Consider the following 15,110-nt stretch of genomic DNA (forward strand, 5'->3'; position numbering starts at 1 on the left):
GTTACAGACCATCGGCCTGTAACCCTTTTCTCATTTCTGGCCCAGTGTAGGCACCATGTAGGCATTTTGGGGCAGCAAAAATCTATTTCGATCCATGTGTCCATGCAGCAAAATGTTGTGACATACGTGGCATCGCAGCAAGGCCGCAAGTGCCGTCAGCGTCGCGGACTCACCAAGGACCGCTTCCTGCACTTATAGTCGCCTAGAGAGGCTCATCGATGACTGTTTTCACTATAGGCTACGAAGGACTTAGCATCGACGCGTTCATGGCGTTGCTCGTTGAGAATGACGTCGAAACGGTTGTGGACATCCGCGAACTGCCCCTGTCGCGGAAACCGGGTTTTTCGAAGAAAGCTCTGGCCAGCGTGCTGAACCTAACTGGTCTCGAATACGTTCATATGGCCAGTCTGGGCTGCCCTCGACCCGTGCGTGACCGCTACCGTGAGGACGGCAACTGGAAACGCTACACGGTAGGTTTCCTGAAGCACCTGAAGAGTCAGGAGGCCGCCATCGTCGAGCTTTCGGATCTGGTTGCGTCGTCGAACTGCGCGTTGCTGTGCTACGAGGCTGACTACAATTTCTGCCACCGCTCAATGGTCGCGAACGCGGTGCACGACTACAGCGACGCCGGCATCCAGCACATCACGGCTGCTGACGCTAGAATAGCCAGCCCTGCCCGTCTTCGACTGGCTTTCGTTTAGGCGGGTATATCAAGCTGATGATCAGCCACTGGTCTTGGAACCGGTGCTGATTGCCCATCAGGAACATCAGATCCGTACCGCCGAGCTGCTCTTCCAGCTTAGCCCGGAACGGTGTTTCCCAATCGTCGCCGTGGCTGCGGTGGCAGTTCCAGTACAGTGCGCCCGCCTCCCAATCGACGATCTTGTGACGATGCTCCTTTTCACCCTCCGGCGTATCGCAAAGATATCGGTAGTAAAAGTCGAACGGCACCTTGCGCAACTCCTTCACCTGGCGCTTCGCATCAGCCTCTGAGAAGAGATCTCCTTGCATTTGCTCCCGCGCTAGTTTCTCCTTCTCCTCCTCCGTCCAAACCAAGTTTCGGGCCTTGACGACATCGAGGCCGAGCACCGTCTTAGGGCGAAGTAGACCGATTGACATGCCGTCGCTTAACCGAGCCGCATCAAGAGTCTCGAAGCTGTGAAACGACGGGATCTTGTCGAGCCACTCCGACCGAGCAGCCCACCCCCTCTTCGTGTTGATGACGTCCCCACATCGGATTGTATCGACGTAGACCTTATGGCTTTCCGACCGATGATCTTTGTTCGCCTTTTCGACCCGAACCTCGATCCACTGCCATTTCTTGAACTGTTGGCCGTCTTCGATCATCCGGAACGGCACTGGATACAGCCTCCGAATCACTCCTTGCTCGTTGATCCCGGCAACGCAGGACGTCTCGACGTACTGCGCGCTGGGCGACGGATAGGTCTTCGCGAGGATCAGAATGCGTTCTATATGCCCCAATGCCATTGCTCGCCCTCTTATGCTTCGTGGTCGGTCAGCCCCTATACGGTCGCGGAACAACCCGCGCCGCCGACGCCCGTGGATAACACGATGCCGGACAGCAGCCCAGTACGCTCGCGATTTTTTCAGAGCGTAAGCATTTCGCGTTGAAACGCCAATAGAAATAGCATAGCGAAAGTCGCGCTACTCCTATCCGTTACTGCGCAACGCCCCAGTTGTCGTTCGTCGGCATGCTCGTAGATCTCGCCCCTTTGCGGACATAGGCGGCATCGCCGGGCTGTAGCCGGCATCTCGTTGATCGACCGGTCTACGACACGCCGATTACCTGCTTGAGTGCCCAGCCGCCAAGCGCCTTAATCGCGTCGAACGTCAGCTCAATGCCCTTTGATCGCGCTGCTGCCTTGATGTTTCCCAAACGGGCTTGGAGCGCATCGTGTCGAGAAGGTCGTGTCCCGCCATAGTCAGACGCGGGGTGGATCGACTGATCATGAAATGACCATTGAGGCCTCGCGTTATCTTGATGCCCTCAACGTAACCATTTTTGATCAGCAGTTCGAGATGCCCAAGGATTCTCGCTTCAATAGCGCTGTATTCCTCGCGCTGGCGAGTAAATTCAGCTTCGGACTGATCGGTCCGTTTCGGTTCGTCGGGAATGTCCGCAAGCACGTTGAGCTCTTCTTCAATGTTGGTGAGCTGCTTGCGCAGCAGATCCCAGTCTCGTTTCATGGAGTTTCCTCGTGTGATTTCGAAGCCCGGCGGCCGACGAGCTCCGGCGCGTTATGACCGGTGCATGCGACGGTCGGAATTGCGGCGATCAAGCATCTGCCTCAATTCGTTCTGGTATCCCTCAAGGAGACTATAGTCGCCATCGCTCAGTTCTCCCTGTTCGCGGTAACGATCGATTAACGCGATAGAGTCGACCAAGTTAGAACGCAGGGCGATAACATCGTCCATTTCCGGGGCGGTAAGCGGCAGTTGGCGTACCGTTGTTAACCGTTGCAAGAGTTCGGAAAACTCAGCACCGTTGATCGATACATACGCGTCCGATGGTCGTCGTCGCATGGTCTCGACGTTCCTGCCGATGAAATGCAGCATGTCGTACGCTAGGTTCCCTATTTCCGTTCGGGTTTGTTCTTCACGTCGCCGCCTGTCGATCTTTGCGCCAAGCTGAGTGTTCCATGCCGCCCACACGATTGCGCCGATTGTGCCGAACGCCTGAAGCCAGTAGGCCATGGTCTCGGGCTTGTAACCCATTTTGGTCCCGTTGCCCGCTCCGAGGAGCGCTCCGGTGAGCGATAGCATGAAGGCGACAGCGGCGATCATGAGCACTCTGGCGACGTGGCTGGGATTGAATGTATCGGGCTTTGGCATGGCAGTAATCCGTTAAAATTCCAAATGGCGCTTGTCGGAGTAGTCGCTGGTGTCGAGAGGTCGTCCGATGTCTCGCGCGTGAAGCTCACGACAACTTGCCCCGGCACACTTTACTGCAAGCTCGCCTGCAATACGAAGCGACGCGGCGCGTTGGAAACAGCAGAGGCCCTCAAAGTGAAGCGGGAGCTTCTTCCGACGCCCCGGACGGCCGCTTTGGCAACGTGACCTTGATTCGTTGGAACAACGGCACCCTCGGACAAGATGAGAAGTTTTCCCCGGACAGAGCAGTGGTCTGCGACTCTCTCTGAACAGGCGGTTAATCAGCAGCAGCGGGGCTTAGCCTTTATCGTTCAGGGGCTCAGGGGAGTAAAGACGTAGGCGCACCATCTCGTACCTATTTTGACGTCGCTGTGCTGAATCCTTGGTGCCGCGTTACCAGATGAGGCCGCCGCTGCGACCCTGCTTTTCAAATCGTCGTTGCATCAGCTGCGATTCGTCGTGTCACCGCAACCGAATGAAGCCGCCCGAGTTTGTGGGGCAATAGTCAGATTGAGATCTGAATGAATGATCGGAGGGCGACGGCCATGCAAGCGCTGGAGAAACTCGAGGACGAATACGGCCTGTCCGCTGGAATACAGCAGCGAATCGGCGCTTTGTTCGTGTATTGCGGGATGCTCGAATTTCATTCGGAAAAAGCTATATGGGCACTCACGGATGAAAACCCCATCGGCAAGCCTCCTTCGACAGACCGAGGTCGCGCCGGAGATCTGATGTCTAAGCTCGGAAAGTTGGCCGATCGCGAAAGCGGAAATTTAGCCGTCACTATCAGGCTCATCGGCGAAGTGGCGAAACCTCTGTTGGAATACAGAAACGCAATCGCTCACGGATTGCTCGTGCGATTCAATTTTGAGCATCCTTCGTTCGTAAATAATGGCACGTGGCATGGTGAGAAAAGGCGTAAGCCGGCCACTCTGGCGCACGCCGACGCCGATCGACTCAATACTGCTATTGAAATCGCGGATACTCTATCGAGCACGGCGATGATTCTGTTTTACAGCTGTTCTGGACCGTCCGCGCGCACTGATGGCTCGCTCGATCAATGGGTGGCCCCGCTGCAGCGTGCGCAGAATCTGGTTGCACGATTGCGAGATTTATTTCGGAGTTGCGGCGTTGGCGCGTACGACATGCGATGGTGCCCGAAGATACAATAGGTCCCCATCTGCGACAAGCCGTATCAATACGCGATCCATAAGCGATAATTCAGCATGTCAGTTTATTCCATAGATCCTTGCCCGACGTGTGAACGCTTCCCGCGCGCCCTCAAGGATCTTGCACGCTGCATCTTGAGCCACCTTGTCGTCAATTGAACCCCGCGCCACGATCACGCTGTGGTCGCTGTTGCTCTTGAACACAATCAACTGCTCGGCGTCGCCAAGAACGGCGATATTGGCATTGTGGGTGACGATGATCACCTGTCGCCGTTCCTTCGCGCGACGCAGCACGGGAACGAAGGTGTGAAAAATGAATTCGCTGTCGAGGTTGTCCTCGGGCTGGTCGATGATGAGTGGACGTTTGCTGTCAGAAGAGAGAATGAGTGCAAGCAGAACGGACTGCTGTTGTCCCAACGAGAGTTGAGAGAAGTCGCGTTGCATAAATTTCGGCTTCTCCCCGCCGTCGATTCGCCGGCTCACCGTCAATCGCGGCAAATCATCGAGATGACAGTGTTCAAGCGCTGCACGCAATGGCGCTTCGCTCAGTTTTTCCAGGATTTCCCGGGCCTCGGAGGTCGAAAACTCCTGAATATCGCCATTCCTGATTTCCGTCAGTGCAGTAGGTTGCGATTTTGAGATCGCGGTGAGCAGACCAGGAATAGTGAGTTTTTCAACAATCAGGCGCGCCTTGGAATGGTTCACCGTGCGCCAGCTCATCGCGCCGGCGATGATGCTCACTGCCTCAGTAGAAAACCCGCTTTCGACATATTGAAGTTTGACCTGGAAGTCCGACAGCACCTCGGCGAGTGCGCGAGACGCTTTTATGGCGTAAGCCTGCCGTAGTGCCGCGACCTTTTTCCGGGCCCGCCATCTTTCGGAGAGAAGTGTCGCGTACTGGGCGCGCAATGTTTTGAGCTGCGGCTCGCACGTCTTGAGATTCGCCAGCAATTTTTGTTGCTTTGCTTCGTCTTTCGTCAATTGCGCCACATGCGCCATGTCAAGCTTGATCCCCTTCGATTCCAGAGCGGCTCGCTTGGTTTCGATTTCTTCGCGAATTGGCTTCTCTTTCGCGACCCAGCGTTCAAGCGCTGCATTCGCCTTGCTCTGAAACTCGTCAAATTCGCAGGCGATTTCATCTCGCGCCCGCTCAAGATAACCGCGAAAACTCTTCACGGCCGCCAGGACTTCGGCGGCTTCGGTGCGCCCGGTCACAATTTCTGTTGCATCGACGATCGAGCGTAGTGATGCCGCTGCCTCGACAAGCGAGCTATCCCCGATCTGCTCTTCCAGGTCGGCCATTTCTTCTTCGAAAAGGTCACGCCTGGTTTTCTCGCTTGCCAGACTACGCTGAAGCGTAATCACTTCGGAACCCTTGACGGCTTCAAATGCTTTTAGCTGCTGCTGTATCGTACTCAGTGCGCGTTGCGTTGGTGCGATGGCTTCCACCTTCTTTTCAGCCTCGATGATCTTTTCACGCTGGGTCGCGAGATTGTCCCGGACTATATGCTCCTCATCGACCGCATCCTGAGCCCTTGTGAATGTGTCAAGATACTTCATCAGAGCAAGTGGATCACTCCTGGCCTGCTCCCGAACGCGGCCCGCTTCTCCCTGACCGAAGCAATCGAGTTCGAAAGCAACTGGCCCGTCAAGCGGATCGTCCAGATTTGTGAGGCCTTCGCCGATCGCCCTGGAAATTGAATGTTGCTGACCGGCCTCGTCCTGCCAGAAAAGATGCAGCAGCTGCGGCCACACTTCGGAGTCAACGACCTCGGCTCCCGACGCCGTGCCTGTAAGGCATCTTACCGCTTCGAATGTGGTGGATTTTCCTGTTCCGCGTCCGCCGATGATGCAATTGAGATTGGGGCTGAAATGAATGCTTTGCCCCCTGAGAAATCCGCCACCTATGATCGCGCCCAGGATGTATGGGGTGGCCGACGGAACCTCTTCTTCAAGACGGATGCGGGAATCCCCCTCCTCAAGCGCGTGGCGCAAGCCGTCAAAGGACGGGGTTGACATCTTGTAGCGCGTGAGCTTTCGATCCAGATTCGCATTGCGGCCGAGGGCTTTCACGGTGTGAGAATCGGAACTTAGAATCCGAGCAAGATATTGGCGCTCCCCCAAACCGAGCCTTTCAATGCGTTGCTTGCCGATGTTTGCCCGAACGTTATCGGGGTCATCAGGCGCATAGCGCACCGGCGATCCCGCCGCGCTGAGTTCAATGCCAAGCAGGGCCTTGTGGCAGAGGATGTCAATCTTGTGAGGCGAGCCACCCGGAACTTTGGTTTCGAGGCCATTGCCCACGTCAACGTGGGCGAGTATGCAGAATCCGCCGAGTTGCTGGGTCAGTTCCAGGCAGGCATGCATGGCGGTGCGGCAGCGGCTATTGCTCTGGCCTCGGTCCGCAAGGTCGAGTCTGCCATGGAACTGTGCAAGTACATCGGCCGTCGGAAAATAGCAAAGGAGATGCCCCTCTGGCGTGGAGAGTTCGACGGCTGGAACAACGAGAATGCCTGCGGCTGTGCCGGCTGCAACAGCAGCCTGAACATTGCCGATCTCATTGTGATCCGCTACCGCGATAATCTGCAGGTTCTCTTGTACCGCAGTGTCGATGATGGCTTGCGGCGTCATTCCGGTGTCGCTTACGTCATGAGATGCGACATAAGAGTGGATATGGAGGTCGCCCCGATAAAAATGCGCCCCGTTTGGCTGCACCAGACATTCTTGTAATTTTTCAGTCATCTTTCTTCCGTATCTCAAATACCCGGGCGCATCGTTACCCGCTGTGCCGAACGACGCTTTGGGTGTCTGGCGACGTAATCGTACGTTGGGCACCTGTGCGCGAAAATCTGCGCAGCAATCTTGTTGCCGAGATCGCACGGATTATTTTAAATAATTCCAGGTCGCGATGGGCACATCTGCCGCGTTTTAGCGCGTTGACTTGTGCCCTTGTCACCCGTTCAACCAAACAGCATAAAGCCCAGGGACGCGGTCCCCTGTGCTTTATGCTGTTTGTTGGCAGCACGTCTGAGCCCGCCGTATAGCGGCTTCGACTGGTTGCCGCGATTCCAGAAAATCTTGGCTACATATCACCTCGTTGGACAAAGCCGGTTGTGCGCATTGTCTGGCGACGGATCAGAGACGCGCATCGGGGATCCCCATTCCCGGTCGCATCAACGCATTCCGTTTTCTTCCACTCCTGTTCGTCGTAGCCGGCTTCTCACCTGACCGGATTCATACGACGCTATTTTGGAGAATTCCCTTTATGACCTATTCGTGTTCGGACTTTGCGGACGACGTGATCAATCGTCTCGTCGACATCGGTGCACTCGACGCTTCGAAGATTCCAGAGAACGATCCGCAGGGGCAGGTGAGCCTTGCGCTTGCCGCCATCACCACACTGCAACGCGGACTGCCTGCCGCACGTTTTGCGAACGAAGTCCTCAATTCGGTCGAATCGCTGTGTGCCGTGGCGGAACAACACGGCGTGCATGCGCTCGCCGATCTGTTCTATCTGCAAACCGTGATTCTCGAAGGCACGCAGGTGCAGCTCGATTCGAAAACGGCACCGATCTTCGAACTTGTTGGAACGCTGCCATCGGTATCCGAGTGGGAGCGGCATATCCGGTTCGACGCTTGCGTTTGCCTGTCGGCATTTCAACCCTAGGGACAATAGCTCATGTTTCACGTGCCTTCCCCCTCGACATGCTGATCGCGTTCGCCATTGTGTTCCTGGCGAGCGTGCTCTCAACAGTCGGCCTGCTCAAATACATCGAGCGGCACAAGGCGGCCATCCGCGTTGTGCGGGCGGCCTGACAAATCCTGATCCATCACAAACGGATGACTTTCATGCACCCATGTCCAAAGTGCCAGTCAGAACAGATCGAAACGAGAAATTGCGCAAGAAAGACAGGCGGCGCAATCGGCGCGGTCGCCGGTGCGGCAGGCACTGCAACCGCCGCCATGTCGGGCGCGGAAATTGGCGCGACCGCTGGCATGATCGGCGGCCCGGTCGGTTCCGTTTTCGGGCTGATCGCGGGCGCCGTTATCGGCGGACTCCTCGGCGGAGCCGCAGGCTGCGCGACGGGCACCGCCGTCGGCGAAGTCATCGACGACAACGTCCTTGATAACTACCGTTGCCTTGAGTGCGGCCACACGTTCAGCAGACGCCCACTTAAAGCCTGAACTCGAACTCCGCATCGTAAGGCCTTTCACTTGGCGGTCTTGTCCACCGTCCCCTGCTGTCCCGAACTCCCTCATCCCGACTTCAATGCTCGCGCATGCGCCCGGTCCCGGCCGGGTCTTATGCGCTCGTCTTTTTACAAAGGAGTTATTCATGCATCTCGTACAAACCATGGCCTACGTCAACGAAACCCCGTGGCACGGTCTGGGCAATCAGCTTGCCCACAACCAGCCGCTCGAAGTCTGGGCGCAACAGGCCGGTATGAACTGGAAGATTGAAGAATCTGAGGTTCGTTTCGTAGCTGGCAACGCTGGCCTCGGTTCCATCCATGCATTTCCGGAACAGAAGGTGCTGTATCGCTCGGACACCAGGGCACCGCTGTCCGTCGTGTCAAGCCGCTATCAGGTCGTCCAGCCCGCAGAGATCCTGGAGTTCTATCGCGACCTGACCGAGGTCGGCGGCTTCGAGCTCGAAACGGCTGGTGTCCTGAAGGAAGGTAAGAAGCTCTGGGCGCTCGCGCGCACCGGCCAGAGCGCCACACTCAAGGGACGTGACAAGGTGAACGGCTATCTGCTGCTCGCCACCGCATGCGACGGCACGCTCGCGACGACGGCGCAGTTCACCTCTGTTCGTGTCGTGTGCAACAACACCCTCGCCATCGCGTTGGGTGACAGCACCGGAGCGGTCAAGGTTCCGCATCGCAGCCAGTTCGATGCGCAGGCCGTGAAGCGTCAACTCGGCATCGCCATTTCGTCGTGGGACGGGTTCATGGTGCGGATGAAAGCGCTGTCGGAGCGCAAGGTCACAGCCGAATCTGCTGAAGCGTATTTTCGCCGCGTGCTGACCTATCAGACCGGTAGCGCATCGGGGGCTGCGGACAAACCGAACGCGACCACCAACGATAGCGCGATCCGTGCCGTGCACGACCTGTTCGCCGGTCGAGGCAAGGGGGCAACGCTCGCGTCTGCCTCTGGGACCGCGTGGGGGCTGCTCAATAGCGTAACCGAGTTTGTCGACCACCAGCGCCGTGCACGCAGCGAAGACCACCGGCGCGACGCGGCGTGGTTTGGCCACGGAGCAACGCTCAAACAGAAGGCCTGGGACGAAGCACTGAAGCTTGTCGTCTGAATCATTGCCATTGGTTTCATCGTTACTCGCCGTCCATCATCTGTTTCCGTCATAAGGCGCCCGGTTGAGCTTCGGCTCACCGGGCGCTTTTTATTTATCCGTCTGGGAGAAGGCCATGTCGCAACTCATCCAGGAAGAGAAACCCTTCAGAAAAGGCTCTGCATTACGCCTGGTCGAAACACGCAGCCTGAGCCGCACCGACTGGCTGGAGGTCCGCAGGACCGGCATCGGTGGGTCCGACGCAGCAGCAGCAGTGGGCCTCAATCCATACAAGAGTGCGCTCGAACTGTGGCTGGAAAAGACGGGGCGCGACGCGAATCTCGCCCAACCCGATCCACACGACACTACGGAACCCGTCTACTGGGGAACGCTACTCGAACCCATCGTCGCCGCAGCCTATACGCAGCAGACCGGCAATCGCGTGCGTAAGGTCAACGCGGTCCTTCAGCATCCAACCATCCCCTTCATGCTGGCCAATCTCGACAGGGAGATTGTGGGTGTGCCGGGACTGCAGATTCTGGAATGCAAGACGGCGGGCGAGTTTGGCGCTCGGCTGTGGCGGGACGGCGTGCCGGAGTATGTGCAACTGCAGGTCCAGCACCAGCTGGCCGTGACCGGCAAGCGCGCCGCCGACGTCGCTGTGCTGCTATGTGGTCAGCAACTGGCGGTGCACCGTATAGAACGAGACGACGAACTCATCGCCCGGCTCATCCCCCTCGAAGCGGCGTTCTGGCAGTACGTCACAACCGACACGCCCCCGCCCGCAGATGGTTCCGAGTCCGCCGATCGCGCCTTGCGCTGCCTGTACCCCGGACATGCCGGTGTAACGGTCGACTTCACGGACGACCGGCGGATGTGTTCGACGTTCGCTGATCTCGTCGCAGTACGCGCGGAGATTGAAGCGCGCGAGCAGCAGGAAGCCAGACTCAAACAAACCATCCAGCAGGCAATGGGCGATGCGTCCCGAGCGCTGTTCGAAACCGGCGAGGTCTCGTTCAAACGCAGTAAGGACTCGGATGGCACTGATCTTAAGCGGCTACTCGCCGATCACCCCGCCTTGCAACAACAGTACGCCATCACGAAACCGGGTTCGCGCCGCTTCCTGGTTTCCGTCTGAATCATCGTCCCGCCTGAACCAACGTTTATCTTAGGAGAATCACCATGCTCAAGGGTCTGGCGATCACGCCTCCCGTTGTCGGCCGCATTACGATTGGCCGCGTCGTCGAAAAGAACGGCAAACGTCTGCCGGAGAAGGACGACCAGTTCACCATCACCAGCCAGATGCAACACGCGAGCGGCTGGCTTTTGCACCCGCTCAACGAATCGCTTCGCAAAGCTACGACGGGCAAGCTGCGCTCGATTCCCGTCCAGATGCTGTTCAACGATCCGGACCTGAATCTGCGCGCCGAATACAGCCTGTTCGACCGCAAAACGGGCCGTCCCCTGTGCGTCGGCAATGGCGAGACGTGCAAACGCGTGACCGATACCGGCATCACCACGATGGACTGTCCGACGCCAGACGGTTGCGCCTTCGGTGAGGCAGGTGGATGCAAGCCTTATGGTCGGCTCAATGTCGCGATCGGCGACGAAGACGAACTCGGCTCGTTCATCTTCCGCACCACCTCGTATAACTCGATCCGCACGCTCTCGGCGCGGCTGCAGTATTTCAACGCGGTGTCGGGCGGACTGCTCGCCTGCCTGCCGCTGGAGCTGAAGCTTCGTGGCAAGTCGACCACACAGAGCTACCGCTCGGCAATCTACTACGTCGATCTGGGCGTACGCGCGGGGAGCTCTCTTCAGGATGCCATCGGACAGGCACGTGAGCTCAATGCCAGCCGGCGGGCGGCCGGTTTTGCCCAGGCGGCACTCGACGCCGCAGCCCGCGCGGGCTTCGCCAATGGCGCATTCGAGGACAGCGTCGAGGAAAGTGCCGCCGTGGCGGAGGAATTCTATCCAGCTACTGAATCGGGCGACGAGGCCAGTGCTGGCAGGCACCGTGCGAAGAGCGCGGAGGCGGTCGCAGACAATGCGCCGGATACGCCCGGGAATCAGGGTGCCCCGACGCTACGTGACAAGCTCGACCGGCGCGCGGTCCTGCTGGGGGGAACAGCGGCATGACCAGCGCGCCGGGTAGTCCGGTCGGCCGCCCAAGTCACGATCCGTCGCGGTTGACGTTCGCGCTGGCAGCCGCAGCAACCGCCACGGCGATCTGCATGTCCGTGCTGGCCGGGTGGCAGCGCGGCGGAGAATTGCCGGAGCGGTTAGTGTGGGTGGCGATCGGTGTGGTGCTGGTCGTCTGCGCACACCTGCTTCCAGCATTGTGTCGCTCCTCGCCCTGGTCGGTACGCGGCGTCGGCAATCTGCTCTGGATTGCGTGCATGGCGACCGCCTGCTTCGGTCACGCGACGTTCTTCGTGCTCGCGCAGCAGCACTCGGGAGAGCATCGCGCCTCGTCCTTCGTCGCGCCGAACGCCGATACCGTTCCGGCCGGTCGCAGTCTGACGGCGATCATGACCGAGCGGGCCAGCGTCACCCGGCAACTGGCGATTGCCGATGCGCGACGCTGCACACGGGAGTGTGCGGCGCTGAAGGTTCGGCAGATCGCGCTGGCCGCAACACTCGATGCGCTGAACGCCGAAGCCGACGATGTCCGGAGACAAGAGGCGGTGGATGACCGGGGGGCGCAGCGGCGTGACGCACTGATGGTCGATCCGGTCACGGGACGACTGGCGGTATTACTCGGCACGACCGTGAGTCGCGTTGATCTGCTTTCGGGACTCACGTTTGCTGCCGTGCTCGAAGGCGTCGCCTGCCTGCTCTGGAGCGTCGCACTCGAGCCACGGCAAACGACGGTCACCACGCCCTCCGTTATCGCCCCGGTCGCGTCGGGTCACGAACCCATCACGCCCAGTCACGGGACCGTCAACGCGCCGGTCTCGCCAGCAGACACCGAAGTCATGAGACTGGCCCGCGATGTTGCTACCGGGAGCGTTCGCGCAACCGTATCCGACATCCGGCGCCACCTCGGCTGCTCGCAGGCCAAAGCCACCGCGTTACGTCGGCAGCTCGCGGAACACACCGCTACGTCCTGACCCGGACAACCGTCCAGATTCCCTCAATACCCTTGCATCCGATTTTCTTCGGAGGCAGGCATTCGTCCATTGCCTGGAGAAACACACTCATGCATCAGTTATCTGCAAGCGCCTTGAGACCCGCCCTATTCAGGGCGCGCCTGATATTGGGACGTCTATTAGCCAGCCCGGCCGCGCTGGAGGCCCTACGCGACGCGAACGTGTCGGTCAGCGATCTGCTCACCCGGCACCTGAACGGTGACTGGGGCGATCTCACCGAAGACGACCGCAGGCAGAACGATCTCGCTCTCGAAACCGGGTTGCGTGTCCTGTCGTCCTACGCGCTCCCGGGAAACGTAACGGTCTGGATCATCACCGAATGGGACCGCTCGGTCACGACCGTGCTGCTGCCGGACGATTACTGACCGACAGCTCCCCGCTATCCGCCCGCCTTTATCAGTTGTCGTCTTGTTCTGCACTCATCCAACATTCGCCACCATGCGCTTTCGTGGCGGCAGAGGTCAACCAAACAGGGAGTACCATGCAATCCACCAATATCCATGGCAACGCACGCTTCAACGCGGGCCGGCCAACCGTCACTGCCGCAGCCGTGGCGGCGCTCGAACTGGCGAAGGTTCCTGACATCCTTCTGCTTGCACGCCATATTCACGGCGACTGGGGCGACCTGAACGAACGAGACTGCCTCCAAAACGAGCTTGCCGTGTTACTCGACCTACGCATCCAGTCACGTTACCTGCTGCTGACCGGCTCGGTCATCTGGGTCTTGACCGAAAGTGATCGTTCAGCAACGACCATACTGCTCCAGGACGACTACTAAAAGTCCGTATTCGAAGCCTGGACCATCGATACAGCAAGTGCTGTTCAGCCTGGCGCGCTCGAGGGAGAGCCACATTCTGAATTGATTGTGGCTCTCAGCATTGCAAATGCGGTGAACCTATCCCACGGGGTGCCTGCCGGTGTCGACGACTGTCCCAGTCCGACCATTCCAGCCCATCGACACGGCACGATTGCTACGTCAGCTTTCGAAGTGAAGCAGCCACTCAAGTAGGCGCCTCGGCCGAGGCGGTCGATCGCAGATCGGTGCTTCGAAATTGCTGCTCTGTTTGGGCAGTCACACCACGATCCGGCCATGAAAAGCCTTCTGATAGCGTCGCCCGATCTGTTTTTTGTAGGGGTGAATGGCTTCCTCCGTATCGCCGATGATGTGCATCATCGCTTGGGCCGCCTGTTTCGAATTGAGTTCGACGACGGTAGTCTCGTCAACCCGATTTTTGCCCTGTGTGAACCGGTCGGAATCACAGATGATGTAAGCGATCGTCGGCGAAATCGGATAATAGAAGTCGGCATGCTCAGGTGCGGAGAATTCCGTTTCCGACACACACGAATGAACGTTGACGACGGGATGGTCGGACGTGATGAAAGGCACTGAGGTGTCATTTATCAGCAATGCATGCCTCGCCTTGTTGCGATCCGCGTACAGGCTCCATCCGAGGTTCATCCCGTACATGTAGCTCAAAAACCACCATGAGTGTGCCGTGGCGTCAGCGACTTCAATCTCAAGGGCATTGCGCCGATTTAGAATTTTGAGTACGTTATCGCGGAAAGCCTTGGTACGGCAGAATTGTTGACCGATAAACATCATAAACTGAACCATGTGCTGATTATCATGCAGCAAATCGAGCTTTTCATCAGCGAGTGCGGCCAACATTGGTAGCGCCGTCTTTTCGTGACCGGAGTGGAGATTTTCAATCAGGTTGCACTTCGCAGCGTTAAGATGAAGTTCGACTTCCTGATTCTGAGTCGCGAATTGACAGTAGACTTCTTCAGCTCGTTGGATTTTCAGGAAGTCGTGAAGATACGACATGTGTTGCTGGTGGAGAAGGCCCGGACTTTTTCGAGAATAACCTTCAATTACCTTGACATGATTGCTGGTAAGCGTGGACATCTTGTAGAAATAGTCATCGACGACAATGCCCCGCACGCTGTCATGTGCAATTTTCCCCTTTCTAGTGGTATAGAAGACATCTTCCGTGCCACGCCCCCAACGGGTGAGATAGCTCGCCCAGACGTAGTGATGCCGCTTCTTGATTTCAAGGTATTTGGGCAACATGATCGTCGATTCCGTGGTGTGTTAGGTAGTGTCGTAGCTGGTCACGATGAGAGTCGAACGAGCATTTTTTACCAGTTTACTACCACGTGTCGAATCTCAGGACAGTCCTTTCATATTGGAGCAACACATGGACTTGCGAGAGTTTGTCAAGGCGTCACTTGTTGAGGTGATCGCCGGAATTCGTGATGCTCAAGACACAGAGTTCGGCGCGTATGTCGTTCCACGGTCTGACGGTGGGCACAAATACGCGCCCAACGATCGGTTTTCAGAGAGCGCCCGACTTAAATCGACGATTGTTGATTTTGACATTGCGTTGACCGTAGAGGATTCCAGCAGCGTCGGGGCTGGTGGTGGCATTAAGGTGTGGGGCGCCGGTGCAAACGTCAAAGGCGACAAAGCGTCGAGAGACGCGGCGGTGAGCCGCATTCAGTTCGCGATTCCTTTGCTCTTACCGGAAAGCGAAAAGGAGTGGTACGTGGAACGGAAAAAAGAAACTGGTGCAGGCTAACGCTGTTGCGCTTACTCAAGAGGACAGC

16 protein-coding genes are annotated in these 15,110 nt (G+C 57.9%); 10 read left to right on the top strand and 6 right to left on the bottom strand.

Annotation, left to right across the window (positions count from 1 at the left end):
- The first annotated feature begins 218 nt into the window (after nucleotides 1–218).
- On the top strand, nucleotides 219–701 hold the full coding sequence (locus FA94_RS16095; RefSeq protein WP_035552926.1) for a DUF488 domain-containing protein: 483 nt from the start codon (nucleotides 219–221) through the stop codon (nucleotides 699–701).
- Here FA94_RS16095 and FA94_RS16100 read toward each other — a convergent pair.
- The 3 genes from FA94_RS16100 to FA94_RS16110 form a co-directional block, all read right to left on the bottom strand.
- Nucleotides 658–1,488 (bottom strand): DUF8758 domain-containing protein, encoded by an 831-nt coding sequence (locus FA94_RS16100; RefSeq protein WP_035552929.1) that lies wholly within the window; start codon nucleotides 1,486–1,488, stop codon nucleotides 658–660. The two genes, FA94_RS16095 and FA94_RS16100, sit on opposite strands and share 44 nt — an antisense overlap.
- A 363-nt stretch (nucleotides 1,489–1,851) precedes the next feature.
- Nucleotides 1,852–2,208 carry a DUF2513 domain-containing protein gene (locus FA94_RS16105; RefSeq protein WP_231584967.1) on the bottom strand — a complete coding sequence of 119 codons (357 nt, stop codon included), beginning with the start codon at nucleotides 2,206–2,208 and terminating at the stop codon, nucleotides 1,852–1,854.
- Between the two features lie 51 nt (nucleotides 2,209–2,259).
- Nucleotides 2,260–2,853: a hypothetical protein gene (locus FA94_RS16110; RefSeq protein ID WP_035552931.1), complete on the bottom strand. Its 594-nt coding sequence runs from the start codon at nucleotides 2,851–2,853 to the stop codon at nucleotides 2,260–2,262.
- Nucleotides 2,854–3,437: 584 nt separating this feature from the next.
- Between FA94_RS16110 and FA94_RS16115 the strand changes: the two genes are divergently transcribed.
- Nucleotides 3,438–4,064 carry a hypothetical protein gene (locus FA94_RS16115; protein WP_156126644.1) on the top strand — a complete coding sequence of 209 codons (627 nt, stop codon included), beginning with the start codon at nucleotides 3,438–3,440 and terminating at the stop codon, nucleotides 4,062–4,064.
- A gap of 57 nt (nucleotides 4,065–4,121) precedes the next feature.
- On the opposite strand, the gene FA94_RS16120 is transcribed toward FA94_RS16115, so the two are convergent.
- Entirely contained in the window at nucleotides 4,122–6,803 is a 2,682-nt protein-coding gene (locus FA94_RS16120; RefSeq protein WP_035552937.1) for a TrlF family AAA-like ATPase, read from the bottom strand.
- Between the two features lie 523 nt (nucleotides 6,804–7,326).
- On the opposite strand from FA94_RS16120, the gene FA94_RS16125 reads away from it, so the two are divergent.
- A complete protein-coding gene (locus tag FA94_RS16125; RefSeq protein ID WP_051980598.1) occupies nucleotides 7,327–7,728 on the top strand; it encodes a hypothetical protein in 402 nt (133 codons plus the stop codon).
- A gap of 206 nt (nucleotides 7,729–7,934) precedes the next feature.
- On the opposite strand, the gene FA94_RS38640 is transcribed toward FA94_RS16125, so the two are convergent.
- The gene (locus tag FA94_RS38640) at nucleotides 7,935–8,216 is read right to left on the bottom strand and encodes a hypothetical protein (RefSeq protein WP_156126645.1); all 282 of its coding nucleotides are present in this window, start codon (nucleotides 8,214–8,216) and stop codon (nucleotides 7,935–7,937) included.
- A gap of 181 nt (nucleotides 8,217–8,397) precedes the next feature.
- On the opposite strand from FA94_RS38640, the gene FA94_RS16135 reads away from it, so the two are divergent.
- From FA94_RS16135 to FA94_RS16160, 6 genes are all read left to right on the top strand, one after another.
- Complete coding sequence (locus FA94_RS16135; RefSeq protein WP_035552941.1) at nucleotides 8,398–9,372, top strand: DUF932 domain-containing protein; 975 nt, start codon at nucleotides 8,398–8,400, stop codon at nucleotides 9,370–9,372.
- Between the two features lie 115 nt (nucleotides 9,373–9,487).
- Nucleotides 9,488–10,489 (top strand): YqaJ viral recombinase family nuclease, encoded by a 1,002-nt coding sequence (locus FA94_RS16140; protein WP_051981248.1) that lies wholly within the window; start codon nucleotides 9,488–9,490, stop codon nucleotides 10,487–10,489.
- A gap of 44 nt (nucleotides 10,490–10,533) precedes the next feature.
- Nucleotides 10,534–11,490 (top strand): recombination directionality factor, encoded by a 957-nt coding sequence (locus FA94_RS16145; RefSeq protein WP_035552943.1) that lies wholly within the window; start codon nucleotides 10,534–10,536, stop codon nucleotides 11,488–11,490.
- Complete coding sequence (locus FA94_RS16150) at nucleotides 11,487–12,464, top strand: hypothetical protein (RefSeq protein ID WP_051980600.1); 978 nt, start codon at nucleotides 11,487–11,489, stop codon at nucleotides 12,462–12,464. Before FA94_RS16145 ends, FA94_RS16150 begins: the two co-directional genes overlap by 4 nt.
- 89 nt (nucleotides 12,465–12,553) lie before the next feature.
- The gene (locus FA94_RS16155) at nucleotides 12,554–12,868 is read left to right on the top strand and encodes a hypothetical protein (RefSeq protein WP_051980601.1); all 315 of its coding nucleotides are present in this window, start codon (nucleotides 12,554–12,556) and stop codon (nucleotides 12,866–12,868) included.
- A 116-nt stretch (nucleotides 12,869–12,984) separates the two neighbouring features.
- A complete protein-coding gene (locus tag FA94_RS16160; RefSeq protein ID WP_035552945.1) occupies nucleotides 12,985–13,281 on the top strand; it encodes a hypothetical protein in 297 nt (98 codons plus the stop codon).
- A gap of 294 nt (nucleotides 13,282–13,575) precedes the next feature.
- On the opposite strand, the gene FA94_RS16165 is transcribed toward FA94_RS16160, so the two are convergent.
- Entirely contained in the window at nucleotides 13,576–14,574 is a 999-nt protein-coding gene (locus tag FA94_RS16165; RefSeq protein ID WP_035552948.1) for a DUF4238 domain-containing protein, read from the bottom strand.
- 127 nt (nucleotides 14,575–14,701) lie between these two features.
- Here FA94_RS16165 and FA94_RS16170 point away from each other — a divergent pair, with 127 nt between their 5' ends.
- Complete coding sequence (locus FA94_RS16170) at nucleotides 14,702–15,082, top strand: hypothetical protein (protein WP_051980602.1); 381 nt, start codon at nucleotides 14,702–14,704, stop codon at nucleotides 15,080–15,082.
- Nucleotides 15,083–15,110 lie beyond the last annotated feature (28 nt).

Source organism: Burkholderia sp. 9120 (assembly GCF_000745015.1).
Lineage (GTDB): Bacteria > Pseudomonadota > Gammaproteobacteria > Burkholderiales > Burkholderiaceae > Paraburkholderia.

Bases quoted from the DNA above. Each gene is read 5' to 3' on its own strand.
- FA94_RS16155 (WP_051980601.1), top strand. From the start codon at position 12,554: ATGCATCAGTTATCTGCAAGCGCCTTGAGACCCGCCCTATTCAGGGCG.
- FA94_RS16125 (WP_051980598.1), top strand. From the start codon at position 7,327: ATGACCTATTCGTGTTCGGACTTTGCGGACGACGTGATCAATCGTCTC.
- FA94_RS16150 (WP_051980600.1), top strand. From the start codon at position 11,487: ATGACCAGCGCGCCGGGTAGTCCGGTCGGCCGCCCAAGTCACGATCCG.
- FA94_RS16170 (WP_051980602.1), top strand. From the start codon at position 14,702: ATGGACTTGCGAGAGTTTGTCAAGGCGTCACTTGTTGAGGTGATCGCC.
- FA94_RS16105 (WP_231584967.1), bottom strand. From the start codon at position 2,208: ATGAAACGAGACTGGGATCTGCTGCGCAAGCAGCTCACCAACATTGAA.
- FA94_RS16145 (WP_035552943.1), top strand. From the start codon at position 10,534: ATGCTCAAGGGTCTGGCGATCACGCCTCCCGTTGTCGGCCGCATTACG.
- FA94_RS16120 (WP_035552937.1), bottom strand. From the start codon at position 6,803: ATGACTGAAAAATTACAAGAATGTCTGGTGCAGCCAAACGGGGCGCAT.
- FA94_RS16140 (WP_051981248.1), top strand. From the start codon at position 9,488: ATGTCGCAACTCATCCAGGAAGAGAAACCCTTCAGAAAAGGCTCTGCA.
- FA94_RS16110 (WP_035552931.1), bottom strand. From the start codon at position 2,853: ATGCCAAAGCCCGATACATTCAATCCCAGCCACGTCGCCAGAGTGCTC.
- FA94_RS16115 (WP_156126644.1), top strand. From the start codon at position 3,438: ATGCAAGCGCTGGAGAAACTCGAGGACGAATACGGCCTGTCCGCTGGA.
- FA94_RS16165 (WP_035552948.1), bottom strand. From the start codon at position 14,574: ATGTTGCCCAAATACCTTGAAATCAAGAAGCGGCATCACTACGTCTGG.
- FA94_RS16160 (WP_035552945.1), top strand. From the start codon at position 12,985: ATGCAATCCACCAATATCCATGGCAACGCACGCTTCAACGCGGGCCGG.
- FA94_RS16100 (WP_035552929.1), bottom strand. From the start codon at position 1,488: ATGGCATTGGGGCATATAGAACGCATTCTGATCCTCGCGAAGACCTAT.
- FA94_RS16095 (WP_035552926.1), top strand. From the start codon at position 219: ATGACTGTTTTCACTATAGGCTACGAAGGACTTAGCATCGACGCGTTC.
- FA94_RS16135 (WP_035552941.1), top strand. From the start codon at position 8,398: ATGCATCTCGTACAAACCATGGCCTACGTCAACGAAACCCCGTGGCAC.